At 71.3% G+C, this 25,745-nt stretch carries 18 protein-coding genes; 4 read left to right on the top strand and 14 right to left on the bottom strand.

What is annotated here, in order from left to right; genetic code table 11:
- Window positions 1–69: 69 nt before the first annotated feature.
- The 3 genes from KY661_RS26995 to KY661_RS26985 all read right to left on the bottom strand — a co-directional run bounded on the left by KY661_RS26995 (window position 70) and on the right by KY661_RS26985 (window position 1,956).
- Window positions 70–570, bottom strand: coding sequence for a hypothetical protein (locus tag KY661_RS26995; RefSeq protein ID WP_225412962.1), 501 nt, complete (start codon window positions 568–570; stop codon window positions 70–72).
- Between the two features lie 272 nt (window positions 571–842).
- A complete protein-coding gene (locus tag KY661_RS26990; RefSeq protein ID WP_225412961.1) occupies window positions 843–1,283 on the bottom strand; it encodes a hypothetical protein in 441 nt (146 codons plus the stop codon).
- Between the two features lie 79 nt (window positions 1,284–1,362).
- Window positions 1,363–1,956, bottom strand: coding sequence for a 2-hydroxychromene-2-carboxylate isomerase (locus tag KY661_RS26985; protein WP_225412960.1), 594 nt, complete (start codon window positions 1,954–1,956; stop codon window positions 1,363–1,365).
- Window positions 1,957–1,980: 24 nt separating this feature from the next.
- On the opposite strand from KY661_RS26985, the gene KY661_RS26980 reads away from it, so the two are divergent.
- Together KY661_RS26980 and KY661_RS26975 are read left to right on the top strand one after the other, a co-directional pair.
- Window positions 1,981–3,453 carry a hypothetical protein gene (locus KY661_RS26980; RefSeq protein WP_225412959.1) on the top strand — a complete coding sequence of 491 codons (1,473 nt, stop codon included), beginning with the start codon at window positions 1,981–1,983 and terminating at the stop codon, window positions 3,451–3,453.
- A gap of 98 nt (window positions 3,454–3,551) precedes the next feature.
- On the top strand, window positions 3,552–4,262 hold the full coding sequence (locus KY661_RS26975) for a Bax inhibitor-1/YccA family protein (protein ID WP_225412958.1): 711 nt from the start codon (window positions 3,552–3,554) through the stop codon (window positions 4,260–4,262).
- A 12-nt stretch (window positions 4,263–4,274) separates the two neighbouring features.
- Here KY661_RS26975 and KY661_RS26970 read toward each other — a convergent pair whose 3' ends face one another.
- Window positions 4,275–4,625 (bottom strand): (2Fe-2S) ferredoxin domain-containing protein, encoded by a 351-nt coding sequence (locus tag KY661_RS26970; RefSeq protein WP_075010363.1) that lies wholly within the window; start codon window positions 4,623–4,625, stop codon window positions 4,275–4,277.
- Between the two features lie 586 nt (window positions 4,626–5,211).
- On the opposite strand from KY661_RS26970, the gene KY661_RS26965 reads away from it, so the two are divergent.
- Entirely contained in the window at window positions 5,212–7,989 is a 2,778-nt protein-coding gene (locus tag KY661_RS26965; protein WP_225412957.1) for a vitamin B12-dependent ribonucleotide reductase, read from the top strand.
- A gap of 50 nt (window positions 7,990–8,039) precedes the next feature.
- Here KY661_RS26965 and KY661_RS37370 read toward each other — a convergent pair whose 3' ends face one another.
- From KY661_RS37370 to KY661_RS26950, 3 genes are all read right to left on the bottom strand, one after another.
- Entirely contained in the window at window positions 8,040–11,600 is a 3,561-nt protein-coding gene (locus KY661_RS37370) for a GspE/PulE/PilB domain-containing protein (protein WP_263437387.1), read from the bottom strand.
- A 57-nt stretch (window positions 11,601–11,657) separates the two neighbouring features.
- A complete protein-coding gene (locus tag KY661_RS26955) occupies window positions 11,658–13,052 on the bottom strand; it encodes an undecaprenyl-phosphate glucose phosphotransferase (protein ID WP_225412956.1) in 1,395 nt (464 codons plus the stop codon).
- 219 nt (window positions 13,053–13,271) lie between these two features.
- Entirely contained in the window at window positions 13,272–14,390 is a 1,119-nt protein-coding gene (locus KY661_RS26950; protein WP_225412955.1) for a glycosyltransferase, read from the bottom strand.
- A 79-nt stretch (window positions 14,391–14,469) separates the two neighbouring features.
- Between KY661_RS26950 and KY661_RS26945 the strand changes: the two genes are divergently transcribed.
- Complete coding sequence (locus KY661_RS26945) at window positions 14,470–15,540, top strand: glycosyltransferase family 4 protein (RefSeq protein ID WP_225412988.1); 1,071 nt, start codon at window positions 14,470–14,472, stop codon at window positions 15,538–15,540.
- On the opposite strand, the gene KY661_RS26940 is transcribed toward KY661_RS26945, so the two are convergent.
- The 7 genes from KY661_RS26940 to purH are packed head-to-tail and all read right to left on the bottom strand — an operon-like array spanning window position 15,535 to window position 25,699.
- Window positions 15,535–16,713: a glycosyltransferase family 87 protein gene (locus KY661_RS26940; RefSeq protein WP_225412954.1), complete on the bottom strand. Its 1,179-nt coding sequence runs from the start codon at window positions 16,711–16,713 to the stop codon at window positions 15,535–15,537. The two genes, KY661_RS26945 and KY661_RS26940, sit on opposite strands and share 6 nt — an antisense overlap.
- On the bottom strand, window positions 16,700–17,941 hold the full coding sequence (locus KY661_RS26935) for an O-antigen ligase family protein (protein ID WP_317987306.1): 1,242 nt from the start codon (window positions 17,939–17,941) through the stop codon (window positions 16,700–16,702). The genes KY661_RS26940 and KY661_RS26935 overlap by 14 nt, the downstream gene beginning before the upstream one ends.
- Window positions 17,942–17,976: 35 nt before the next feature.
- Window positions 17,977–19,098, bottom strand: a complete 1,122-nt coding sequence (locus tag KY661_RS26930) for an LptF/LptG family permease (RefSeq protein ID WP_225412987.1) — start codon at window positions 19,096–19,098, stop codon at window positions 17,977–17,979.
- Window positions 19,095–20,210, bottom strand: a complete 1,116-nt coding sequence (locus KY661_RS26925) for an LptF/LptG family permease (RefSeq protein ID WP_225412953.1) — start codon at window positions 20,208–20,210, stop codon at window positions 19,095–19,097. Before KY661_RS26925 ends, KY661_RS26930 begins: the two co-directional genes overlap by 4 nt.
- Entirely contained in the window at window positions 20,207–21,466 is a 1,260-nt protein-coding gene (gene purD / locus KY661_RS26920; RefSeq protein WP_225412952.1) for a phosphoribosylamine--glycine ligase, read from the bottom strand. The genes KY661_RS26925 and purD overlap by 4 nt, the downstream gene beginning before the upstream one ends.
- 3 nt (window positions 21,467–21,469) lie before the next feature.
- Window positions 21,470–24,097, bottom strand: a complete 2,628-nt coding sequence (locus KY661_RS26915) for a tetratricopeptide repeat protein (protein ID WP_225412951.1) — start codon at window positions 24,095–24,097, stop codon at window positions 21,470–21,472.
- Between the two features lie 3 nt (window positions 24,098–24,100).
- A complete protein-coding gene (purH, locus tag KY661_RS26910) occupies window positions 24,101–25,699 on the bottom strand; it encodes a bifunctional phosphoribosylaminoimidazolecarboxamide formyltransferase/IMP cyclohydrolase (RefSeq protein WP_225412950.1) in 1,599 nt (532 codons plus the stop codon).
- Window positions 25,700–25,745: the final 46 nt, after the last annotated feature.

Raw genomic sequence — 25,745 nt, 5'->3', positions numbered from 1 at the left:
GAGCCAGGCTTCCCTGGCTCCGGAAAGCGGGACAGGAGGCCCACGAGGCCCCCTGCCCCTGGATGAAGCTCAGTGCTCGTGGTCGTGCTCGTGCGCGCCGTGCTCGGCGACGAGCGAGACGGACGTCTTCGCGGTAGGCCCGAAGGTGAGCACGTGGGTGCCCACGCCCAGGTCCACCGTGTAGCGGCCCTTGATGTCCGAGCACTCGGTGGAGCTCTTCGCCAGCTCCTCGGGCTGGATCGCCACGCCATTGATGGTCTGGATGGACATCGGGACGTCCTCGTTGATGAAGAAGAGGTAGTCGCCCTCCTCCGCCACCGCGAAGGTGACGCTGCCGCCCTTGCCGCCCGTCACGTCGATGAGGGAGATGTCGTAGCGCTTGTGATCCGTGTTCACCGCCGGAGCGCCCGAGGCCGCGGCGGTGGCGGTGATGGGCGCGGAGGGGCCCTTCTGGAGGTGCGCGCAACCCTCGGCGTCGAGGCTCTCGGTCTCCTCCTCGTCGTCGCCGCAACCGGCGCTGAAGAGGATCGAGGTGGACAGCAGCACGGCGGACAACAGCTTCCTGTTCATGTGTGACTCCACGGGTGAGTACGGCGTACGGCAGACGAATGCCCTCGGGCGCCCTGGCCTTCGGCGGCAGGACACGGAGCGCAAGCGGGGGCATGAAGGCAGGGGCCCGCGGCGAGGAAGGTCTTCCCGCGCGCAGGGGGAGCGTTACGTCCCGGAGGGCGAAGCACGGTGCACGGACCGGCAGGGGCGCTCAGGGCCCCCCGCGGACGCACACCCTCGACAGCCCGCACGCACGGCCCACGCAGGGCCGTGACGGACGCGCTCCAGGGACGTCAGGACTGAGGAGGAGACGACTTGGGGGCAACCCGGAGCCGGGCCACGGGCTCCGATTGCACCTGCGCCCGCACGGACACCGGCCCCGAAGGGGCAGGCGCTTCCGAGAGCAGGAGGACTTCACCGGCGGGCGGCAGCGGCTCGCGGCGGAAGAAGGCGTGCGCGCAGTGGGCCTCGGAGCCGTGGGAGACCGTGGCCTCCCCGGCCGAGGAGGCCACGCGGGAGTCATCGAAGGACTCCTGCACCGGCGCGAGCCGGGCATGGCTTCCCTCCTCACCGGCGTGAACCATCTCGCCGTGTTCCGGGCACAGGGTGTGCTGGACGAGGGCGAAGTGGGCCACGCTGCCCAGGTACGCCAGCATGCAGAGCGCCACGAGCGGCAGCGCCAGCAAGCGCGGCCGGTGGAGGCTCCAGGGCATGTGGCGTTCCGAGCGTCTCACGTCGATGAGGTTCCTAGATGAATCCGAGTTGCGTTTGTAAGCCAGTTTGATTTCCGGCGCAAGCAGGACGGCGGCGGGCTCACGCCGCTCGCAGCCGCCGCTCCACCAGGGGCAAGCGGTCGTTGCCGAAGAACATGTCCTCGCCCACGAAGAACGTGGGGGCCCCAAACGCCCCGCGGGCGACCGCTTCCTCGGTGTTGCGCTTCAGCGCGTCCTTGATCTCCTGGTTCTCGATGCGGGCCAGCGCCGGCGCAGGCTCCAGTCCGGCGGTGCGCGCCACCTCCGCGAGAACGGCGGGGTCCGCCAGGTTCTTTCCCTCGGCGAAGGCGGCCCGGTAGGCGGCATGGGAGAACGGGGCGATGAGCCCCTGCTCCGCCGCCACCAGGCCCAGGCGGTTGACCTGGAGCGCGTTGACGGGAAAAGGCTCCGGCATGCGGAAGTCCGGCAGGCCCAGCATCCGCGTCCAGTCCAGGAGATCCTTGAACAAATACCGGGCCTTGGCCGGGTTGGTGACGGGGGACTGGTTGCCGGTGGCCTTGAAGACGGCCCCGAGCAGGAAGGGGCGCCAGCGCAGCTCCGCCCCGGTGCGTGCCGCAAGCGCTTCCACCTGGGCCGAAGCGAGGTAGGAATAGGGGCTTGCGTAGTCGAAAAAGAACTCGATCGTCTTGGACATGAGCGAGCAAGAGGGTTTAGCCCCGTGAACGAGCTTTTAGAAGTGCTGCGCCACCAGGCAGCCCACTTTGGGCCCGAGCTGGCCCGGACCGCCTTCCAGCGCGGCCTGGCGGTGACGAAGAAGGACGGCACCCGCCAGCCCATTCCCATCACCGCCACGCCGGTCATCCTGGAGGCCGCGGAGGTGCGCCGCCGCTGCGAGCTGGCCGCGCGGCTGTCCTCCGCCGCGCTGAAGATGGCCGAGGCGGTGCTCGGAGGGGACACCCGGGAAGTGCTGCTCGGGGGCCTGTCCCCCCTGGAGCGCGCCATCGCCGAGCGCACGTGGCGCCAGGTGTCCCGGCTGGCCACCACGCGCGTGGACTTCTTCGTGGGCGCGGGCCAGCAGCCCCGCGCGCTGGAGGTCAACACCACCATTCCCGCCATGCAGGGCTACTCGGACATCGCGGCCCGCGTCTTCCTGGAGGTGGTAGCCCGGCACCTCCGCTATCCGGAGCGCGCCATCGCCTCGCTGCTGACGCTCAACGGCAGCAATGCCCTGGCGCTCTACCGCGCGCTGCTGGACGGCTACGCCGCCGAGCGGCCCGGGCAGATGCCGGAGACCATCGCCCTGCTCTGCCGCCGCCATGACGCGCAGATCTCCGAGCTGCAGTACCTGGCGGAGCGCTTCCGGGAGTTCGGCGCGGACGCGGACGTGGTCCACCCCGAGGACGTCTCCGGCGACGACGCCTTCATCGCCCACGGCAAGACGTACCAGATGGTCTACCGCCACCTCTTCGTCCGGAGGCTGGAGGAGAACCCCTCGCCGTGGATAGAGGACTTCTTCGGCACGGTGCCAGGCCGCAAGGCCGTCTTCCTCAACCCGCCCACCTCCCAGGTCGAGGAGAAGGTGACCTTCGCCCTGCTCTCCCAGGCGCTCGCCACCCCGGAGCTGGCCGAGGGCGCGCAGTTGACGCCCGAGGAGCTGGAGGCCATCCGCGTCTCCGTCCCCTGGACGCGCCGCTTCCGGCATGGCCCCACCGGGGGCCCCACGGGCGAGTCCCTCGAGGACCTGGTGGCCACGGTCGCCGCGGAGCCCCAGCGGTTCGTCCTCAAGCGCTCGTGGGACTACGGCGGCAAGGCCGTCTTCATCGGCCGCTCCGTAGGCACCGTGCCCTACAACGAGCGCGCGCAGGCGCTCTACGGGGCGCCCCTGCCGTGGGCGGAGCTGTGCGAGCGCGCCGTCGCGGACCCCACGGGGGGCGGCTACGTGGTGCAGGAGCTCGTCGAGACTTCGCCCGAGCCCCACGTGCTGTGCACCGAGACCGGGGTGCTGCCCACCTCGCTCTACGTGGACTACTCCGCCTACGCGTCGGTGGGGCTCGCCCGGCAACCCGCCTGGGGCGGGGTGTGCCGGGGCTCCATGGCGGAGATCGTCAACATCGTGGGCGGCGGCGGGGTGATTCCGCTCATCACCGCCGAGGTGGCCCACAAGCTGCTCATGGCCTGGAAGGCCCTCTAATCCTCCGCGCCGGGCAGGCCAGCGGCGCCCGGCGCTCCGCGCTATAAGGATGCCGGACCGCCGGGATGCATGCCGGCACAGCAAAGGACACAGCTCGCATGGCTTGGGAAAACCCGGGATGGCAGACCACCTCCCCGTCGGAGGTACACAGCGCCCTCGTGCAGGAGTCACAGCGCGCGTTCATGTCGCGCGTGTATGGCTGGATGTTCGCGGGGCTGATGCTGACCGGGGTGGTGGCCCTCTACACGGTGAGCAATGAGGCCCTGCTGCAGTGGGCGCTCCAGTGGCGGCTGGGCCTGCTCGTGGCGGAGCTGGGCGCCGTCTTCGCCCTCTCCTTCCTCGCGGCCCGCCTGTCCGGGCCCGTGGCCGCGGCCCTGTTCCTGGGCTACGCGGCGCTCACGGGGATGACGCTCTCCATCTATTTCCTCATCTATACGGCGGGCTCCATTGGCCAGGCGCTGCTGATGACGGGCGGCGTCTTCGGAGCGCTGAGCCTCTACGGCACGCTCACCAAGAAGGACCTCAGCGCCTGGGGCGCGTTCCTCTTCATGGGCCTGGTGGGCGTGGTGCTGGCCGGCGTGGCCAACATCTTCCTGCGCAGCGAGGGCATGTCCTTCGTCACCGCGTGCGCGTGTGTCGTCGTCTTCGCGGGGCTGACGGCCTACGACACCCAGAAGCTGCGCCAGATGCACGCCTCCTCCGGCTACAGCAGCGCCGCCACGCTCAGCGTGGTGGGCGCGCTCACGCTGTACCTGGACTTCATCAACCTGTTCCTGGCCCTGCTGCGGCTCTTCGGCCGCCGCCGCTAGGCCCGCCGGCGCCTACTTTCCGGCCTCCGGCTTCGGTGCCTTCTTCATGAGGGGCATCAGGAGCCGCTCCACCGGCCGGCCCCCCACGAGGTGCTCGTCCACGATGGCGGGCACATCCTCCGTCTTCACCCCGCCGTACCAGACGCCCTCCGGGTAGACGACGACCGAGACGCCAAAGGCGCACGTGTCGAGGCACCCGGCGGCGTTGGCGCGCATCTGCCCTTTGATGCCGCGCTTCTCCAGCTCGCTCTTGAAGGCGGCACGCACCTCCTCCGCGCCCTTGGTGGCGCAGCACCCCTTGGGGTGGCCGTCCGGGCGGCGGTTGGTGCAAACGAACACGTGTCTCTGAAAGGGAGGGGCCATGGCTCCCTCTTCCCTAACGCACCCCCCGCCGGAAGAACACCCTCGTCCCCAGGTCCAAGCCGCGCTTTGCCCCCGGGGGACTTGGCAGCCGGAAGTTCGTGTGCAGATCACCGAAAGCATCGCCCAGTGATCAGTTCCTCTTCTAGCCGCAGCGTGACCATACATGTCATGCCAAGTGACGACGCGCCACGGGAAGGCAAATTTGATCCCCCCTGCGTTTGGACCTAGATCCGCCCTCCCCGTCTCGCCGCCCGGTGCTCTGTCTGCCGAGCACCCCGGAGGGTCAGCGCCCTTGAGCACCACCACCTATGGTTTGTCAGATGGCAACAGCCACAACATCTGGGGGTGTTCAGGAAGGCTTCCGAGAAGCCGAGGGTTGATCTGGCAGGGGCATCTCCTGCCTTGGCGGCCTTGAGGCCGGCAGGCGGGCTGCCCTGCTTCCGGGTGTGTGAACCCCGGTCAGGGCCTCTTCGAGCCGTCCGGTGCCGCCGCGCCGGGGCGGTCCACACGGCGAGCGGCTGGAAGCTCGCGGTCTCGCAGGTTGGGTGCGGTCACATTCTTGAGTGAGTCAACGGGAGGGCGGTCCATGGAGAAGGAACTCAATTCGAAGCCGTTGATGAATGGGAAGAAGGTGGGGAAGAAGCCGAAGTCCCCTGCCGCCGGGCTGACGGTGGAGCGCTTCTTCACCACGCCCGGCGTGGATCCCGCGGACGAGCTGGCGTGGGAGTACCGCACCGCCAGCATCACCGGCGAGGACGGCAAGAGCGTCTTCGAGCAGAAGCAGATTGAGGTGCCCAAGGCCTGGTCCATGCTGGCCACGAACGTGGTGGCCTCGAAGTACTTCCGCGGCGCGCCCGGCACCCCGGAGCGCGAGGGCAGCGTGCGCAAGCTCGTGGCCCGCGTGGTGGACACCCTGGCCCGCTGGGGCACGGAGGGCGGCTACTTCGCCCGGCAGGAGGACCGCGACACCTTCCACGCGGAGCTGACGCACCTGCTGCTGCGCCAGAAGGCGGCCTTCAACTCCCCCGTCTGGTTCAACGTGGGCGTGGAGGAGCACCCGCAGTGCTCGGCGTGCTTCATCAACTCCGTGGAGGACTCCATGGAGTCCATCCTCACGCTGGCCAAGACGGAGGCCATGCTCTTCAAGTACGGCTCGGGCACGGGCAGCAACCTGTCCACCCTGCGCTCCAGCCGGGAGCACCTGGCCGGCGGCGGCACCGCCTCGGGCCCCGTCTCCTTCATGCGCGGCTTCGACGCGTTCGCCGGCGTGATTAAGAGCGGCGGCAAGACGCGGCGCGCCGCGAAGATGGTCATCCTCAACGCGGACCATCCGGACATCCTCGAGTTCATCCGCTGCAAGACGAACGAGGAGAAGAAGGCCTGGGCGCTCATCGAGGCTGGCTACGACGCGTCGTTCAACGGCGAGGCCTACGGCTCCGTCTACTTCCAGAACTCGAACAACTCCGTGCGCGTCACGGACGAGTTCATGCGCGCGGTCGTCAACGACGGCGCGTGGACGACGCGCGCGGTGCGCGACGGGCAGCCCCAGGAGACGCACATGGCCCGGGAGCTGTTCCGGGAGATCTCCGAGGCGGCGCACCTGTGCGGCGACCCGGGCATGCAGTTCGACACCACGGTGAACACCTGGCACACGTGCGCCAACACCGCGCGCATCAACGCCTCCAACCCGTGCTCCGAGTACATGTTCCTCGACGACTCGGCCTGCAACCTGGCGTCGCTGAACCTGATGCACTTCCGCACCATCGACGGGTGCTTTGATCCGGTGGCCTTCAAGCACGCGGTGGACGTGGTGCTCCTGGCGATGGAGATCATCGTCGGCTTCTCGCGCTACCCCACCGAGCGAATCACCCGCAACAGCCACGACTACCGGCCCCTGGGCCTGGGCTACGCCAACCTGGGCGCCCTGCTCATGGCGTGCGGCCTGCCGTATGACTCGGCGGAAGGGCGCAACTACGCGGGCGCCATCACCTCGCTCATGTGCGGACAGGCGTACGCGATGAGCGCGCGGCTCGCCGAGCGCATGGGCCCCTTCGCGGGCTACGCGCAGAACGCCGAGCCGATGCTCGGGGTCATCCGCAAGCACCGCAAGGCGGGGCACCAGCTTTCCCCCACGGGCGTGAGCCCGGAGCTGTACGCGGCGCAGAAGTCCGCCTGGGACGAGGCGCTGGCGCTGGGCTCCGAGCACGGCTTCCGCAACAGCCAGGTCACCGTGCTGGCCCCCACGGGCACCATCGGCTTCATGATGGACTGCGACACCACGGGCATCGAGCCGGACATCGCCCTCATCAAGTACAAGAAGCTGGTGGGCGGCGGCATGCTGAAGATCGTCAACCAGACGGTGCCGCAGGCCCTGGAGCGCCTGGGCTACCGTCACTCCCAGGCCCAGGACATCATCGCCTACCTGGACAAGAACGAGACGATCGAAGGCGCCCCGCACCTCAAGCCCGAGCACCTGCCGGTGTTCGACTGCGCCTTCAAGCCCTCGCGCGGCCAGCGCAGCATCCAGTGGATGGGCCACATCCAGATGATGGAGGCCTGCCAGCCGTTCCTCTCGGGCGCCATCTCCAAGACGGTGAACATGCCGTCGAACGCCACGGTGGAGGACATCGAGAAGGCCTACATGGAGGCGTGGAAGCGCGGCCTCAAGGCCATCGCCGTGTACCGGGATGGCTGCAAGCGCACCCAGCCGCTGAACACCTCGAAGGACACGGTCAAGGACACGAAGGTGCAGGTGGCCGCGGAGCCCGAGCCCCTGGTGAAGCCCGAGCCCCAGGCGATGCGCCGGCGCCTGCCGGACGAGCGCCAGTCCATCACCCACAAGTTCTCGATCGGCGGGCACGAGGGCTACCTCACCGTGGGCATGTACGAGGACGGCAAGCCCGGCGAGCTCTTCGTGGTGATGGCCAAGGAAGGCTCGGTGGTGAGCGGCCTCATGGACAGCTTCGCCACCACGGTGTCCCTGTCGCTCCAGTACGGCGTGCCGCTGCAGGTGCTGGTGGACAAGCTCAGCCACACGCGCTTCGAGCCGAGCGGCTTCACGGGCAACCCCGCCATCCCCATCGCCAAGTCCATCACTGACTACATCTTCCGGTGGCTGGCGCTGAAGTTCCTGCCGAGCAACGCGCCGGAGGAGGCCGAGGTGACGGCGGTGGAGGTGAAGGCCACGCCCGAGGCTCCGGCGCCCTCCGAGCCCGTGGCCCTGCAGCTGCCCGCGGTGGCCCCGCGCAACACCTGGCTCAACCAGGCCGACGCCCCGCCCTGCCACACGTGCGGCGCGATCATGGTTCGCAGCGGCGCCTGCTACAAGTGCTCCAACTGCGGCACCACGAGCGGCTGTAGCTGAGCCGAAGCTCCGGGGCCCTGGATTCGTCTCCAGGGCCCTCGGACGCCCGCTCAGTCCTCTTTGTCCTCGGGGTTCTCGTCCCAGGGCACGGACGCGGGCGGCCCACCCTCGGGCGGCTTCGCGGCCTCCGACGCCGCGAACTCCTCGAAGGGATCCGTCTCCACCTCCGGGAACCCGGGCAAGGGGCTGGAGGCGGTGGGGGCGACACCGTACTTCGCCGTGGTCGTCACCGAGGTGGAGGCGGCGGACGTGATGCCGTACCGGTGCGTCGTGGGCTCCGGACTGGAGAGCTCCGGCGCCAGGACCGGAGGCGCCGTCACCGTCGCGGGCGGCTTGGGAGGGCTCGGGGGCACCGGCGCGGCGGGAGCCCCGGGCTGATACGGCGGCACGAAGCTCCAGGTGGGCACCAGCGCCACCTCGTCTTGAGGCTTGCCGGGGCGCTCCGGGGCCGCGGCCACCGATGTCTCCAGGTCCACCCCGCGCGACTCCCACGAAGGCGTGGACTCGTGTCCGGCATGGACCTCCGCCCCTGCCCCTTGGGAGACGAACTCCCACGTCGCCGCGAGCTGCAGCGGCTCCTCGGGCTCGGGAGGAAGCTCGCCGAGATCAATGGGGGCCCGCGGCTTCTCCACTGCGGCCGGGGGCTCCTCCAGCGGAGCCTCGGGCGCTTCCGCCAGGGCTTCGGCCGGGGGAGGGGGCTGGGTCTTGACCCCCTCCAGGGTCCAGGCGCCGGACGAGGTCGTCTCGTCTTCCTCGGCAGCGTCCTGGGACGGCTCGGGCTCGGTCACCGTGCCGATGTCGATCTCGGGCAGGGAGGCCTCGGCTTCCGCAGCCTGGGCGTCGTCTTCCTCTTCTTCGATCTCCGCCTCTTCGAGGGCGGCCTCGGGCTCGAGCGTCTCCTCGTCGATGTTCTCGCTCTCCAGCTCGATCACGGGCGGTGGCTCGGAGGCTTCAGCCGGAAGCTCTGGCGTGTACACCGGCGCGGGCAGCGCGATCACCGGAAGATCCGCGGCCACGGGCGGCAGCGAGGGCGCGGGGAGAGGAATCGCGGACGCGTTGGAGGACGCAGCCGGCGGGACAGGCGCGATGCCCGGAGGGGGAGCGGCTGGCGCCGGGAGCGGCACGGGTGCCGAGGGCCGAGCGGCCGGCGAAGACTCCCCAGGTACCGGCATCGAGGGCCGCTGGGAAGCCGGGCCGGCAACGCCCGGATGACCCGGTGCCACCGGAGGCGCCGGCCGCCCTGGAGCAGCAGCCGGAGGCGGAGCACCCACCGCAGGGATCGCGACCCGGCTCGGCGGCTCTTGCCGCACAGGGGCCACGGGCGGAGGAGCCCCCACGGCGGGAATCGCGACCCGGCTCGGTGGCTCTTGCCGCACAGGGGCCACGGGCGGAGGAGCCCCCACGGCGGGAATTGCGACCCGGCTCGGCGGCTCCTGCCGGACGGAGGCCACGGAGGGCACGGGCGCGGCCACCGGCGGTGGAGCGCCCACGACAGGAATCGCGGCCCGGCTCGGTGGCTCTTGCCGCACGGGGGCCGCTGGGGGCACGGGCGCGGCCACCGGTGGTGGAGCCCCCACCGCGGGAATCGCAGCCCGGCTCGGCGGCTCTTGCCGCACGGGCGCGCCCGGAGGACGCGCTCCCGCTGGAGCACCGGTGGGCGAAGCCACACCCGGAGCTTGTCCTGGCGCAGGCGGCCGTGCCGCGGCGGGCGTCTGGATGGCGGGAATCCCCGTCAACGTCGCCCGCCCTGGAGCCGCCACCGGCACCGCTCCCGCCGGCGCGGGAGGTCCCCCTGGCGGCCCCATCGTGGGCCGGGCGCCCCCTGCTGGAGCCGGTTGAGGCGCACCTGGGGGCGGCCGAGGCGCTGCTCCTGGCACCATGCCTTGCGCGGCCGGAGGCCCTACCACAGGCGGTTGAAGGGGCCGGGGAGGCACCACCGGAGGCCGCGTCTCACCCGGTGCCGCGGGGGGCACGAGGGGCGGTCCCGCGACCGGCGCCTGGGGTCCCCCCGGCGGACCCGAGGGTCCCCCCGGCGCGATCGGCCGGGCAGCGGGCACGGAAGGAATGGAGGCCTGCGTCTGCCGCGCCGCGGGAGGCAGGGGCACCGCCTGCGGAGGCGACGCGGGAGGGTTGGGCCTGGGGGCAGCCACAGGAGCCTGAGGAGGCAACGGCGCCCCCGCGGGCCGCGGAGCCCCCTGCCCCGCCGCGCTGCCCAGGCTCGGAGGCGCAGCGGCAGGAGCCGCCGGCGCGGGCAGTGGAATGGCCCCAGGGCCCATCCCGCCCAGGAGCTGAGGGGACGACGGCAGGGCAATCGGAGGCGGCGGGCGGCTCACGGGAGCGGCCAAGGGAGAGGGACTTCCCTGAGGCGGGGTCCCTGCCGCCTTGGCGGGCGCGGGAGCCGCTGGGCTGGGCGGAGGAAGCGAAGGGGCCTTCTCGGCGGCATTGAACGGCCCATCGAGCGACAGCCCATCAGGCGCATCGAGCGGCTCCAGCGTGAACGACGTGGGAACCGAGAGGGCCGTGGGCGGCCCGGAAGGAGCCGGGGGCTTGGGCGCTGCGGCGGCAGGAGCGGCAGGCGCAACAGGCGCAGCAGGCGCGGCGGCAGGGGCGGCAGGAGGCGTGACGCGCGGCTTCGGCAGGGAGATGCTCTGCCCATCGGGGAAGTCCAACGCGTCCCCCTCTCCCCCCGAGGGAATCGCCAGGGGCTTCGGGGGCCGGGGCGGCGGCGCGGCCTTGGGCGGCGGCGCGGCCTGCGGCGTGGAGCGCAGCTTCGGCAGCGAGATGCCCTGCCCGTCGGGGAAGTCCAACGCGTTCAGATCAGTTTCCACCGGCGGCCGACCGGGCGCCGGCGCGGGGCTCGCCTTCATCGGAGGCAGCTCCGAGGGGAAGTCGATCGCATCGTCCATCAGCGAGGCAGCCGCCTTCGGGGCAGCCTTCGGAGCACCCTTCGAAGCACTGGCGCCCGGCGCCGCGGGAGCCCCCGGCAGCTCCTCGGGCGCGTCATCGCTCAGGTACGCGCCGTCATCGAGCCCACCGAACATCGCCTTGGACTCAGGCGTGCCTCCGGGCGCGGCGGACTGCGGGGTGGCGGGCGCCGCCTGGGCCGGCGGCTTCTGGGCATGCACCCCTGGCAGCCCCTGCGGCCGGGTGTCCGGATCCAACCGGATGAAGCGCTCCGGCCGGACGATGCCATAGCGCTTCTCCAGGTAGATGTAGAGGCGCAGCTCCGGAGCGATGCACGGCACGATGCGCAGGCCCGTGGTGAACGCGAGCGCGTCCACGTGCTCCATGTCGGACGGGCTCGCCATGGCCACCTTCAGCCGGCGCCCCTCCAGGAGCAGGGGAAACGCGGCGTGCTTCTCGGCCAGCGCCGCGGGCAGCGCCGCGAGCGTCGCCACGGTGACCGACTCGAACTCCTGGACCGTCGCCTGCGGATAGCGCGACTGCTCCGCGAGCACCTCGCCCAGCTTCTCGATGTCCAGATACTCCAGCTCGACCAGGTTCGTCCCCAGGCGGCCGCCGTAGATCATCTGGGCCTTGAGGCCCTCGTCGAGTTGGGTCTGAGTGATGAGGCCCTTGCGGACCAGAAGGGCACCGAGCTTTTCCGCCATGAGGCCGCCGATTCTAGACGGCTTCCCGGGCGTTCGGGTTGCGGGTTTTCCCCGGGCTCAGTACGCGTTCTTGGACAGGAAGCCGCCCAGCGCGGTGCGCACCAGAATCTTCAGGTCCATCAGCAGCGACCAGTTCTCGATGTAGTACAGGTCGTATTCGATGCGCTTCTGGATGGAAGTCTGTCCCCGCAGCCCGTTGATCTGCGCCCAACCCGTAATGCCCGACTTCACCTTGTGTCTCAGGTGATACCGGGGAATCTGCCGCTTGAACTCCTCGATGAACACGGGCCGCTCGGGGCGCGGGCCCACCAGGCTCATGTCGCCGCGCAGCACGTTGAAGAACTGGGGCAATTCATCAATGGAGTACTTGCGCAGGAAGGTGCCGATGGGCGTGCGCCGCGGGTCCTCCAGGCTGGCCATCTTCGCGCCGGCCACCTCGGCATCCGTCCGCATGGTGCGGAACTTGAGGATGGGGAACGTGCGCCCGTCGATGCCCATGCGCTCCTGGGCATAGAGGACGGGCCCCCTGCTGGTGAGCTTCACCATCACCGCCGTCACCAGCATGAGGGGCGCCGTCAGCGCGATGGCCACCAGCGAGAAGACGATGTCGAAGGCGCGCTTGGCCACCCGGCTCCAGCCATCCATCGGGTCGCCCTGGAGGCTGATGATGGGCAGCCCGCCGAACTCCTCCAGCCCGCCGTACAGGGTGATGTACTGGTAGAGGTCCGGCACCACCTTCACGTCCACGGTGCGCAGCGCCAGCTGCTCCATCAGCTCCTTCACCACGAGCTGCTCGGCGAGCGGCAGCGCGATGATGACCTGGTCCACGGGCCAGGCATCCAGGATGCGCTCCACGTCCTTCACCTCGCCCAGCACCGGCGCGCCCCGCACCCGCCGTCCCACCTTGGCCGGATCCTGCGCGAGCACCCCCACCACCCGGAAGCCCAGCTCGCGGTGCTCGCGCACCGTCTCGACGACCCGGCGGCCCAGCGGTCCCTCGCCGATGACGAGGATGGTCTTCAGGTTGTAGCCGCGGCGGCGCACCTCGGACAGCGCCACCCGGAGCACCAGCCGCGTCACCGACACGAGCACCAGCGCGTAGCCCAGGAACAGCGCCAGCGTGAGCCGCGAGTAGCGCTCGCGCGTGAAGTACGTGAGCGCCACGAGGATGAGCGTCGCGGTGATGGAGGCCTTGAAGACCGCGAACAGCTCCCCGAAGTGGGTGCGCGCGCGGTTGGTGATGTAGAGCCGAGACTGGTGGAAGGTGAAGGGGAAGATGGCCAGCGCCATGGCCAGCGAGACGGCCGTTTCCTCCAGCGGGGGAATGCCATCCTTCACGGGGATGAGCCCCACGAAGCGCGTGGCGTACGCCAGCACGAATGCCACCGTCAGCATGCAGACGTCGGTGGCAACCTTGATGGACGTGTAGAAACGCTGGAGACGACTGAACACGCCAGGACTCCTGTGGCCTGCCAACTGCCGGCCGCACGGGTGCAAATCCCGCGCCCAGCCCCCAGAGCGGGGTGCTGCGCGAAGCCCCCGGACGCACCGGCCACCTAACACGGAAAGCCCCGTGAAACCAAGGGCTTACCCGGGGCGGAAGTGGACACCCAGGGGGCGCACGCCCCCCAAGGGCTCAAAAAAAGGAGGCCCCTGTCAGGAACGTCACAGTTATCTGACGACAGGCGAGTTGAGGAGCGCCTCCACCTCGGCCTGCATTCCGCGCAGGAAGGCTTGCCGGGAAAAGCGCTGGGCCTGGGCGCGGGCTTCGGCGGGCGAGAAGGTGCGCGCCCAGGCCTCGAACTGGCGCACGGCGGTGGCGAGGGCCTCCGGGGTCTGCTCGGAGAAGAAGAGGCCGGTGCGCGGCGTGACGGTCTCCAGCACGCCCCCCTTGGCGTAGGCGATGACGGGCCGGCCCGTGGCCTGGGCCTCCAGCGGGGTGATGCCGAAGTCCTCCTCGCCCGTGAAGAGGAGCGCCCGGGCGTCGCGGTAGAGTGCGGGCAGGCGCGCATCCGGCACGTTGCCCAGGAAGCGGATGTGGGGCGGCAGCGCGCCCGAGGTGAGCTTCGAGGCCTCCTGCCCGGTGCCCACCACCCACAGCTCCGCGTCCAGGGCGCGGAAGGCCTCCAGCGCGATGTCGAGCCGCTTGTAGGGCGCGAAGGCCCCCAGCCACAGGAAGTAGCCCCCCTGCCCCGTGCCCTCCAGGGGCGCCGCGCAGAAGCGCTCCAGGTCCACCGGGGGGTGCACGACGTGGGCGTCGCGGCCCCAGAACCGGTGGATCTTCCCGGCGATGTGCTGGCTGTTGGCCACGAAGCGGTCGACGCCGGCGGCGGTGCGCCGGTCCCACCGCTGCAACCACGGCCTCACGGAGCGCGCCGCGGCGCGCACGGGCATCGAGGCCCGGCCCGGCCCGAAGTAGTCGTCGAAGAGATCCCACATGTACCGCATGGGCGCATGGATGTAGCCGAGGTGCCGCGCCCCGGGCGGCGTGCGGATCCCCTTGGCGACACAGTGGCTGGAGGAGAGCACCAGCTCATAGCCCTCCAGGCGGAAGGATTCGATGGCGCGCGGGAACAGGGGCAGGAAGTGCCGGTAGCGCGTGTGGATGCCGGGGATGTCCTGGAGGAACGAGGTGTAGATGCGCCGGTCCTCGATGAGGGGCGGCATCGTCCCGGGCTGGTGGATGAGCGTATAGATGTCCGCTCCGGGGAACAGCTCACAGAGCGCTTCGAGCACACGCTCGCCGCCGCGCAGCGTGACGAGCCAGTCATGAACCAGGGCGACCTTCACGGGCGCCCTTCTAGCATCCCCGCCCCGGGCCGTGTGTGCTACGCCAGGGGGCGTGGCGAGCATCCTCATCGATCTGCGCATGGTCCAGGGCAGGCTGCACGGCATCGCACGGTATGCCCTGGAGCTGGCACGGCGGCTGCCGCCGCTCGCACCGGACCTCCGCTTCATGGGCCTCACGGCCCCGGAGGGCTTGCCGCCGGGGCTGGGCGAGCTGACCCCTTCCCTGCCGCTGTACCCCAGCCGCGCGGGCTTCCTGTCGCCGCTGAAGGAGCAGCCCGCGCTGCTCCGGGACCTGCTGAAGCTCGCCCCGGATGTCTTCCACGCCACCTCGTTCTCGCTGCCGGGGCTGTGGAACGGAAAGCTCGTGGCCACGCTCCATGACGCCAACCACCTGGCGCTGCCCGCGAACTACAGCCCGCTGCACACGCTCTATTACCGGCTCGTCGTCGGGCCGCGCGCCAAGCAGGCCGCCGCGCTGCTGACCGTCTCCGAGTTCTCCCGCGAGGAGCTGGCCAGGCACCTGGGCCTGACGCCCTACCGGTTCCAGGTCATCGCGCCCGGCGTGGATGGGCACTACCGGCCGCCCACCGCGTCCGAGGCCCGGGCCTTCATCGAGCGGTATCGCCTCCCCTCGCGCTACCTCGCGGCGGTGGGCAACCCCAAGGCCCACAAGAACCTCGGCCTGCTGGCGAAGCTGGCCCCGGAGCTTCCCATCCCGATCGTGCTCCTCGCGGGCCAGGGGGCCGCGAAGGCGCTCGGCTTCCCCTCCACCACGGTGGAGCTGGCGGAGATGCCCGAAGCGGAGATGCCCCGCTTCTACGGGGCGGCGCGGGCGCTGCTGCTGCCCTCCCGGTACGAGGGCTTCGGCCTGCCCGTGCTGGAGGCCATGGCCTCGGGGTGCCCGGTGCTGGCGTCGAACACCTCCTCTCTGCCCGAGGTGGCCGGACAGGCCGCCCTGCTGGTGCCCCCGGATGATGTCCGCGCCTGGCGCGACACCACCCTGCGCCTGCTCCGGGACGATGCCCTGCGCGAGACGTTGGTGGAGAAAGGCCGGGACCGGGCCGCCCACTTCACCTGGGAGGACTGCGCTCGGCGGACGCTCGCGGCCTATCGCCGGGTCCTGGACCGGCCGGCCCCGCGCGCCTCATGAGGCAGCCGCGGCCTTCTCCCGGCGCGCATCCCACGCGGCCCACACCAGCAGCGCCGTGAAGACGAGCGCATAGGGGCGCCAGAGCAGCACCTGCTCCGCGCGCTCCGTGCCAATCACGAAGTCCGCGCTGAACACCCCCACCACGCCCGCCAATGCCACCAGGGCCAGGCCGCCCGGCGTCTTCCGCTCCGCCGCGAGCCGCAGCAGCGGCCAGGCCATGACGAAGTTGGCGCGCCAGGCCAGCGGGGAGAGCAGCGTCACCCCGAGGCAACACAGGGCGAACAGCGCCGGGGGCCGCGGCCGGCTCCAGGCCAGCACCGCCGCGAACACGGCCAGGGCGAGCCCCTGCGCCAGGGAGATCGCCGCCCCCGAGGGCATGGGCTCCGGGGGAACCATGAACGCGAGCAGCAGCGTGGGCAGCCCCTGGGCATTGGCCCCCAGCGCCCACGGCGGCGTGGTGCGCGCGAGCGTGTCCAGCCAGTCCTGTGTCTGCGCCAGCAGGCCCGTGAACCCATAGCGCGCGAGCGCGGGCACCGCGAGCACGAGCCCCACCGCCACGCTGGCCCCCATCACCCGCCAGTGGCGGCGCGCCAGGAGGAACAGCACCAGCAGCGCCGCGGGCGGCTTGAGCAACACGGCCACGGCGAACGCCACGCCCGGGCCCCACGTGTGGCCCTTCTCCGCCCCCAGGGCGGTGAGCGCCAGCAGGAGCAGCAGCAGGGCATCCACTTGGCCGTAGAAGAACTCGAACCGGAAGGCGGGCAGCAGCGCCAGCGTGGCGAGCACGGGCGCCCAGGGCCAGGCCTCGCGCCCTTCCAGGCGGGAGGCCGGGCGCGAGGTGAGCCGGACCACGGCCACCAGGGCCGCCACCAGGCCCAGGTTCCAGAGCGCGGAGGCCACCCGCGCGGGCAGCAGCGTGAAGGGCAGGAACAGCGGTGCCGTCACGGGGGCGTACTTGAAGGGCATGGTGCCATCCGAGACGGGGTAGAGCGCCACGCCCGCCAGGAAGCGCTCCGCGGCCAGCAGGTAGACGCGGAAGTCCACGCCCCGCCGGGGGTGCTGCCCCAGCGCGACCGCCAGGACCGCGAGCCCCAGCATCAGCGCCCAGAAGACCCACTGCGGCGTCTTGGACGTCGAGCGCGCGCGGGCGCCCCAGGTGTCAGCGGCCCTCATCGGCTCTCTCCGGATGCTTCCACTTGCACAGGCCCAGGCCCCAGACGAACGCGAAGGACAGGTGAACACTGGAGTGAAACGGCAGGTAGTGCACCAGCGCGAGGAGGTGAAACCCCACGAAGGACAGCAGCGCGCCCGTGGCCGGAATCGACCCCTGGCGGTGCCGGCGGATCAACGCCCGCGCCAGCAAGCCATGCACGGCGGCCAGCAGCAGGAGCCCCACCAGCCCCGTCTCCGCCCAGACCGTCAGCCACAGGTTGTGCGCATCCGTGGACAGGAGATCCGAGATGCCCGTCTCCTCCTGGGTCGCGAGCGCCGCGGGCTTGTAGTTGCCAAACCCCACGCCCACCAGCGGATGCTCCCTCACGAGCCGGCCGCCCACGGACATCGCCAGCGACCGCTCGCCGCCATAGATGTTCTCCACCGCCTTGCCCAGCCGCGCCCGCCACGCGGGCGTCGCCACCACCAGGCCCACCAGCACCACGGCCAGCGCCATCCCCACCTTCCGGGGCGTGCCCCGGACGAGCAGCACCAGCGCCACGGCGCACACCATCAACCCGGTGAGCAACGCGGCGCGCGCGAACGCCGTGTAGGGGGCCAGCAGCAGGGCACAGAGGCTCACCGCGGCGAGCCCCCGGAGCCACACCGGCCGCGCCCGGGCCAGGCAGGCCAGCGCCGGCCCGAGCACCGCCATGGCGCCATGCGAGAAGCGCAGCCGGTGGAACACAAAGCCGCCGGCCGCATAGCGGGGGTGCTCCTCGGTGCCGAAGTTCTCGTGCAACCGGGCCAGGCTCAGCTTGAAGAGCGCCGGAGGCTCCCACGGCCAGCGCACCAGGTGCTGGAAGAGGCCCAGCGCCCCCGACAGCACCCACCCGCCCAGGGCCAGCCCCGCGATGAGCAACCACGGCACGCCCACGGTGCCCGCCGAGGCCACTGCCGCGGCCGACGCCGTGTCCAGCACCTGCCCATACCGCGCCCACCGCGGCCACCGGTCCGCCGCCCCCGTCAGGAGCGCCACCGCCGGGGAGAGCACCTGCCAGGAGGTCAGCGCCACCGTGGCCAGGACATAGGCTTTGACGTCCTGCGCCAGGAAGAGCCGGCGGCGGAACGCCAGCACGAGCGCGCACAGCACCGCCGCCCCAGCCGCCACCTGCTGGAGGAGCTCTCCCAGGACCAGCCCCACGGCCCACACGGCGAAAGTAAGGGTGACAGCGCGGCGCACTGGCACAAGGGATTAACTCAAACCGCCCAGGCGTGCGACGGCTATCGTGACGGGGGGGGCACGGAACGGCGCGGCATCAGGAGCCAGCCTTCCCGGCGCAGCCACAAACCCGTGGCCGCCACCACGAGCACGCAGGACGGCAACCAGGCAGCCAGGCTGGGCGCCATGCGATCCGTCATCACCAGGGTCCGGGACACCACGATGAGGCCCCACATCGCCACCGCGATGAGCAGCCCCTCCACGATGGCCACCGTCAGGTGCCCCTTGCGGCTGGGCCGCAGCGCCAACCCCACCGCCATCAGGGCCGCCGGCAGCCCCACCATTGGGTAGGCGAAGCGGTTGTACAGCGCCAGCTCGTACTGCCGTGAGTCCAGACCGACCTCGGTGCGGGCGTGGATCTGCTCGCGCAGCTCGGGCAGGCGCATCTGCTCCGGACGGCCCGGGCGGATGAAGAAGGCGCTGGCGGGAACGCCCAGGTCGTACTCCGCCTCCGGCTGCGCCGAGGCCGTGGTCCGGCCCTCCGGAGAGAAGGACCGCTCCTGGACGCCCGTGAGGCGCCAGCGGGTGCCTTCCAAGGGCACCATCGTGTCCGCGTCCAACCGGCGCACGAGCTTGAAGCCGGGGGAGAGCGTGAGGATGGCCACCTCCTGGAAGCCCTCCTGCACGCTCCCACTGCGCAGGAAGAAGACGTGCTCGCCCCGCCGGAACCACTGCTTGGGCGTGTAGTAGAGCCGCCAGTCTCCCCACCGGTTGAAGCGCTGGGTGGTGATTTCATCCACCCGCCGGCTGGCCTTGGCCACCACCCACTCATCGAAGGCGATGAGCCCCGCGACCATCAGCAGCGCGAAGGCCCCCACGGGCAGGTAGAGCGCCGCGGGGCCGAACGTCAGCGAGCGCAGCGCCGTCACCTCGCCGCGCTTGCGCATCGTGGACACGGCAGCCCCGGCTGCCAGCAGCAAGGCCGCCGGGCCCAAGAGCTGCGTCGTCACGAGCAGCTTGTTCCAGTACAGCTCCAGCACGGCCAGCACCCACCCCTCGCCCGTGTAGGCGCGCGAGCGGTCCACGAAGTCCACCACCAGGAACACCGTGAGCAACGCGGCGAGGATGCCCGCGACGAACCGGGCATAGGTCCACATCACGTAGCGGAAGAGCGTGCCCCTCACCGCACCGTCCCCGAGCGGCTCACGCGCCACATGGCCACCACGCCCACGGTGATGAACAGGAGGTTGGGCAGCTGGGCCGCCAGGAGCATCGGCAGCTTCTGCTGGTTGCCCAGCGTCTCGAACACCCGGCTGAGCACGTAGAAGAGCACGTACCCGCCCAGCGTCAGCAGGTACCCCCAGGCCCGTCCGCCCTGCTTGCGCCCGATGGCCAGGGGCGTGCCCAGCAGCGCGAACGAGAACGGCGCCACCGCGTTGCTCACGCGCATGTGGATGGCCATCCAGAAGGGCCGGGGGTCTCCCCCGCTCTTCTCGGCCTCCTCCGCCGCCTGGAGCAGCTCCCCGGGCGACATCTCCTCCTTCTGGGAGCGGAAGCGGTTGCCCTTGCGGTTCATCGAGCTGCCCAGCCCCACGGACACCTCGCCCTGCTCGAAGCGCAGCAGGCTGTAGTCCGTGGTGGAGCGGTTGGCGCGGTGCACCTCCCCTTCCTCCAGCACGAGCCGCAGCGCCTCGTCGCTACCGCGCATGTTCACCCGGCCGCGCTGCGCCAGCACCAGCAACGGGGAGGAGGGCTCCCGGTCATCGTGCAGCAGCACGTGCGTCCACTCGCCGCCCTGGCGCGAGACGTGCTCCGCGTAGAGCGTCAGGTCGCTCAGGTCCTCGTAGAAGACGCCCGACTTCACGTCGCCCGCCACGTTCTTCTTGATGACCTCGTTGACCAGCGCCTTGACGCTCGTCAGGCCCCAGGGTTGGGCGGTGAAGGCCAGCACCGCCATCAGCCCCCCGAGCACCAGGCCGATGGCCACGGGCCCCAGCAGGAGCTGCACGGGGCTGATGCCCAGCGCCTGGAGCGCGGTCAGCTCCCGGTCCTCGCTCAGGCGCCCCAGCCCCAGCAGGATGGCCATCAGGAACGCGATGGGCAGCGCCTTCACCAGGAAGTGCGGCGTCAGGTAGAGGATGAGCCGGCCCACGTCCGAGAGCGTCACCGCCGAGCCGAGCAGCACCTCGGTGCCCACGAGGAACTGCATGACGAACAGCAGCAGGAACATGAACGCCACCCACACCACCAGGGGGCCGAGCAGCTCCTTCAGCAGGTAGCGCGCCAGCAGGATCACGGCGCGGTGCGCACCCCTCGCGCTCCAATATCGCGGCGGAAGTGCATGCCCTCGAAGCGCAGCCCCGCCACGGCCTCATAGGCCCGGGCGCGCGCCTCCACGAGGTTCGCCCCCCGCGCGCAGACCGTCAGCACCCGGCCGCCGGAGGTGACGATGGCGCTGCCCTTCGCCTCGGCGCCCGCCACGAACACCGTGGCGCCCGCGGGGACTGCCTCCAGCCCCTGGATTTCCTGGCCGCGCTGGGGTGCCTCCGGGTAGCCCTCCGCCGCGAGGACGATGCCCACCGAGGCCCCCGGCTCCAGCGTCAGGGGCCGGGGCTCCAGTTGCCCCCGGGCGCACGCCTCCAGCAGCGGCAGCAGATCCTCGCCGAGCTGAAGCATCAGCACCTGCGTCTCCGGGTCCCCGAAGCGCGCGTTGAACTCGAGCACCTTGGGCCCGCTGCGCGTGAGCATCAGCCCCGCGTACAGCGCGCCGCGAAAAGGCGCCCCGCGCCGGCGCATCACCGCGAGCATCGGGGCGATGACGTCCTTGCCCACCTGCTCCAGCGCTTCGGCGGACAGGAAGGGGGCCGGGCAGTACGCGCCCATGCCGCCGGTGTTCGGGCCCGTGTCCCCCTCCCCCACCCGCTTGTGGTCCTGCGCGGGGGGAAGCAGCACGTACCGCTCGCCATCGCACAGCGCGATGACGGAGACCTCCTCGCCCTCCAGCAGCTCCTCCAGCACCATGCGCTGGCTGGCCGGGCCCATCGCCGCCACGGCCCTCACCGCGGCCCGGGCGGACGCCACATCCGGCGCCACGATGACGCCCTTGCCCGCGGCCAGGCCGTCCGCCTTGACGACAATCTTTCCGCGCGCCACCGCATACGCCTCGGCGGCGGCCACATCCTCGAAGACCTGGAAGTCCGCGGTGGGCACCCCCGCCTCGGCCATAACTTCCTTGGCGAAGGCCTTGGAGCCCTCGAGCCGCGCGGCGGCGGCCACCGGACCGAAGCAGGCAATGCCCTCGGCGGCCAGCGCATCCGCCACGCCCGCCACCAGCGGCGCCTCCGGGCCCACCACCACCAGGTCCACCTTCTCCCGCTTCGCCAGGGCCGCGACCGCCTCGGGCGCATCCGGCTTCAGGGCCACCTGCGTCCCCAGACGGACCATGCCGGGGTTGCCGGGGCCACAGAGCAAGGCCGAGAGCTTCGGGCTGCGCGCCAACTTCCACGCCAGGGCGTGCTCACGGCCCCCGGCCCCCAACAGAAGCACCTTCACGAATCACCCTTGACGGTCGAGCAGGAACAACAGGCGCTTGGCGGCCAGATACGTCGGATCCAACCCGGCGACCTTCAGGAGGCGCTCCCGGGCCGAGGTCCGGTTCGAGGCCATCTCCATCTCCGCGAGCTTCACCTCCGCGGACAGCAGCGCGGGCGCCAGCCCCAGCGCATCGCGCAGGGAGCGCTTGGCGGGCTCCCACTTCTTGCTCTCCTCGAGCGCCAGGCCGTTGGCGAAGTGGGCGATGGGCTGCTGACGGCCGACCGTCACCGCCTGGGCGCCAAAGGTACGCGCCTTGGAGCCCTCGCCGCGCTGCAGGGCCAGCAGGGACAGGTAGGCCGCCGCGCCCGCGTTGTTGGGATCCAGCTCGAACACCTCGCGGAACAGCCGCTCCGCCTCGGGGCGCTCTCCCATGTGGACGAGCAGCAGCCCCTCGTACAGCGAGGGCGCCACGTCCATGGACTCCTTCTTCATCTCCAGGATGGCGCCCTTCAGCCCCACCAGCGTCTCGCCCGGGCGCAGGAAGTAGAGCGTCGTCACCGGGCGCGGCATCGGGCGCATGGGATCCGACTGGAGGGCCTGGAAGAAGAACCGGAACGCGTCATCCCGGCGGCCCGCCCCCGCCGCGGCGATGCCCGCCAGGAGCATCGCGTCCTCACGGCGCGAATCGAGCTTGAGGGCCTCCTGGAACAGCTCCAGCGCCTCCGCGGGCTTGCGCTCGGTCAGCCGCAGCCGGCCTTCGAGCACCTTCTCCAGCGCGGCATCCTCGGTCTTCCCCTGGAAGCCTTGCAGGTGCGGGGCCGCCTTGGCGGCTTCCCCACGCCCCAGGGCGGCGAGGAACAACTGCAGGTGCGCCGCAGGCATGTCCTTGGCGACGGTCAGCGCCTCCTCGGCCGCCTTCACCCCCGCCTCGGCATTGCCCGCCATGCGCTCGGCGGCCGCGAGGTGAACGAGCGCCTCGGAGACCTCCCGCTCCCCGTAGCGCTGCCGGTTCTTGAGCAGGGCGCGCAGCTCCTTGGCGGCGGCCCCCGCGTTGCCGTCCACCTGGTAGCGCATCACCGCCAGCGTCATCAGGGCGCGGCCATCCGCCTCCGGGCCCTTGGAGCGGGACTCGTAGAGCTTCCGGGCCTGCTCCACCTCGCCGACCTCCAGGTAGATGCGGGCCATGGCGGCCAGGCTGTCCCAGTGCTCGGGGTCCTTCTCCAGCCGCCCCTTCAGCGCCTCGAGCGCCCGGGAGTACTCGCCCGCGGACTCGTGGGCCAGCGCCCGGTAATAGGCGACGCGCTGGAGGTTGGGGGCGAGCGTGAGCGCCGAATCGAAGTGCTGGTTGGCCAGTCCCTGGGACGTTTTCAGGTAGGTCCGGCCAATCACCACGTGGGCCTCGGCCTTGTCCATGTCGATGCCCTGGGTGAGCACCTCCTCGGCCAGCCGCCGGGCCTGGCCCGCCGCCTCGGGCTGGTTGGACCGAGTCAGCATCAGGTTCGCATGGGCCAGCAGCAGCGCCGGGGTGCGGCCCGCGCGCTCCTCGGCCGCCTCGACGAGCGCGAGCGCCTCATCGAACGTGGCCTTGTCGATGCTGGTGCCCCGCCCGAGCGCCACGGCCTGCACGTAGCCGGCGATGGCCGCGTCACTGCGCGGGTCAATCAGCAGGGCCTGCTGGAAGGACTCCTCCGCCTCCGCGTAGGCGGAGCGCTGGTCCTCGGCCAGCAGCCGCATGCCCACCTCGATCCGCTGGGCGCTGGTCCCGGTCAGGTCCAGGAACCGCAGCTCCCAGCGCGGCAGCACCGCCTGGATGGCGGCGGGAATGGGCGGCGGCCCCACCGGCTGCACGGGCTTGGCCACCACCTCCGCCTGCGGATTCATCACCAGGAAGTAGTACGCGGCCCCGGCCCCACCGCCCACCAGCACCAGCGCCAGCAAGAGGCCGAGCAGGATGCCCCCGGCCCCTCCGGACTTCTTCACGGGCTTGGGGGGCGGGGACGCCACATAAGAAGGCCGGGGCGGCTGGGAGCGGTTGGCGCTGCTGCGCGGCTCGGGCCCCAGCGCGGGCGCGCCCGTGGCGGACACCCCCGACATGTCGATGGACTCGAGCGGGGGCAGATCGATTTCCTGGAAGCCCTGGCTCGCCGGCGCGGCACTGGCGGCGGGAGCCGCGGCCGCTTCCGGAGGATGGGCCTTCTGCCGGCAGTCCTCGCAGGTGCCAATCGCCTGATCGAACGGATCCGGCAGGGGCTTGCTGCACTCCCGGCACTTCACCGGCGCGGCCTCCGCGGCCCTGGCGGGCGCGGCACCGGCGGCGGGCCGGGAAGGCCCGGAGGGGATGAGCCCATCGAACAGCGGATCGGACCCCGGCTCTCCGCCGGGCATGTCGCCGTAACCCGGCAGGGCATCCTCGGAGGACAGAGGACGGGCCGGGACACGGGCCGCCGCCGCCGCCGCTGCTACGGGCGGTGCGGCCTGCGGCGCGGGGGCCGCGGCGGGCTCGGGGGCTCCGGCCTCAGCGCCGGCCGGATCCTTCTTCACGAGCTGAAGGTGCCGGCACCGGGGGCACTGCGCACGAACCCCCTTCGGCGAAATCAGCCGATCTTCGATGGCATAAGCAGCCGCACATTTCTGGCAGACGATCCGCATGGCTCAGTGACGGAAGTGTCGCACTCCAGTCAGGACCATCGCCAGATTGTGTTCGTCGGCGGCGGCGATGAGCTCCGCGTCGCGGACGGAGCCCCCCGGCTGGATGACGCAGGTGGCCCCCGCCCGGGCGGCCTCATCCAGCCCGTCACGGAAGGGGAAAAAAGCATCCGAGGCCACGGCACTCCCCCGGAGGGCCTCGCCTCCGCGCGCCGCGGCGATCTTCACCGAGTCCACGCGGCTGGTCTGCCCTCCGCCCGCGGCCAGCAGCTTCTGAGGCTGGGCGAAGACGATGGCGTTGCTCTTGACGTGCTTGCAGATCCTCCAGGCGAAGCGGAGCGCCTTCTCCTCCTCGGCCGTGGGGGCCCGCCGGGTGACCACCTTCCACTCCAGGGGCGGCTCGGCGGCATCCCGGTCCTGCAGGAGCAGGCCGCCGGAGACGCTCCGCGCATCCAGCTGCACCCGGGGCCGCGCCTGCAGCGAGGCCAGCGCCGGGCCCGCCTCCAGCAGCCGCAGGTTCTTCTTCGCGGAGAGCACCTGGAGCGCGGCGGCCGAATACGAGGGGGCGATGACCGCCTCCAGGAACGTCTCGGCCAGCGCCTGGGCGCACGCCTCGTCCACCTCGCGGTTGAGCGCGACGATGCCGCCGAAGGCGGACACCTCGTCGATGGCCCGCGCCGTGCGGTACGCCTGGACGAGCTGCGCCTCCACCGCCACCCCGCAGGGGGTGTTGTGCTTGATGATGACCGCGCACGGCTGCTCGGGGAACTCCAGCACCAGCCCCAGCGCAGCATCCAGGTCCAGGATGTTGTTGTAGGACAACTCCTTACCCTGAAGGACCTTGGAGAAGGCCACCGTGGGCTCGGCGGGGGCGGTGTGCTCCCGGTAGAAGGCGCCCTGCTGGTGGGGGTTCTCGCCGTAGCGCAGGCCCTGAACCTTCTGGAAGGCCAGCGACAGCTCGGCCGGGAAGGGCTCTTGGGCCTGGCCCCCGAGCCACCCGGCGATGGCCGCGTCATAGGCGGCCGTGTGCGCGAACGCCTTGCGCATGAGCCGGCGCCGCGTCTCCTCCCCCACCCCGCCCGTGCCCTCCAGCTCCGCCAGCACCGCGCCGTAGTCGTCCGGGTCCACCACCACGCAGACATGGCGGAAGTTCTTCGCCGCCGCGCGCACCATGGCCGGACCGCCGATGTCGATCTGCTCGATGACCTCCGCCTCGCCCGCCCCGGAGGCCACCGTCTGCCGGAAGGGGTAGAGGTTCACCACCACCAGGGAGATGGGCGGAATGCCATGGGCAGCCATCTCCGCCTGGTCCCCGGCCAGGTCCACCCGGCCCAGGATGCCCCCGTGGATGCGCGGGTGGAGCGTCTTCACCCGGCCGCCGAGGATTTCGGGGCTCTGGGTGTGCTCGGAGACGGGGGTGGCGGCCACGCCCGCGGCCTGAAGCGCCGACAGGGTGCCCCCCGTGGACAGCAACTGGATGCCACGCCGGGCGAGGCCCTGCGCGAAGGGAACCAACCCGCGTTTATCGGAAACGCTGAGGAGAGCCAGCACGAGCGTGTGCGCCTCGTGGAGAGGGAGGGGAGGCGGCGGTGTTAGCAACCGCATCCCAGGGTGTCAAACGCGCTGTCACAGGGCGGGCCCTCTGCAAGGG

It is taken from the genome of Allostigmatella hybrida (assembly GCF_020103775.1).
Lineage (GTDB): Bacteria > Myxococcota > Myxococcia > Myxococcales > Myxococcaceae > Hyalangium > Hyalangium aurantiaca.
Note: the sequence above shows the minus strand (reverse complement) of the source record. Positions and strands in the feature narration are given on the sequence as shown.

Coding starts and splice junctions, on each gene's coding strand:
- KY661_RS26995 (WP_225412962.1), bottom strand. CDS start 570: ATGAACAGGAAGCTGTTGTCCGCCGTGCTGCTGTCCACCTCGATCCTC.
- KY661_RS26985 (WP_225412960.1), bottom strand. CDS start 1,956: ATGTCCAAGACGATCGAGTTCTTTTTCGACTACGCAAGCCCCTATTCC.
- KY661_RS26975 (WP_225412958.1), top strand. CDS start 3,552: ATGGCTTGGGAAAACCCGGGATGGCAGACCACCTCCCCGTCGGAGGTA.
- KY661_RS26970 (WP_075010363.1), bottom strand. CDS start 4,625: ATGGCCCCTCCCTTTCAGAGACACGTGTTCGTTTGCACCAACCGCCGC.
- KY661_RS26965 (WP_225412957.1), top strand. CDS start 5,212: ATGGAGAAGGAACTCAATTCGAAGCCGTTGATGAATGGGAAGAAGGTG.
- KY661_RS37370 (WP_263437387.1), bottom strand. CDS start 11,600: ATGGCGGAAAAGCTCGGTGCCCTTCTGGTCCGCAAGGGCCTCATCACT.
- KY661_RS26945 (WP_225412988.1), top strand. CDS start 14,470: ATGGTCCAGGGCAGGCTGCACGGCATCGCACGGTATGCCCTGGAGCTG.
- KY661_RS26940 (WP_225412954.1), bottom strand. CDS start 16,713: ATGAGGGCCGCTGACACCTGGGGCGCCCGCGCGCGCTCGACGTCCAAG.
- KY661_RS26915 (WP_225412951.1), bottom strand. CDS start 24,097: ATGCGGATCGTCTGCCAGAAATGTGCGGCTGCTTATGCCATCGAAGAT.
- purH (WP_225412950.1), bottom strand. CDS start 25,699: ATGCGGTTGCTAACACCGCCGCCTCCCCTCCCTCTCCACGAGGCGCAC.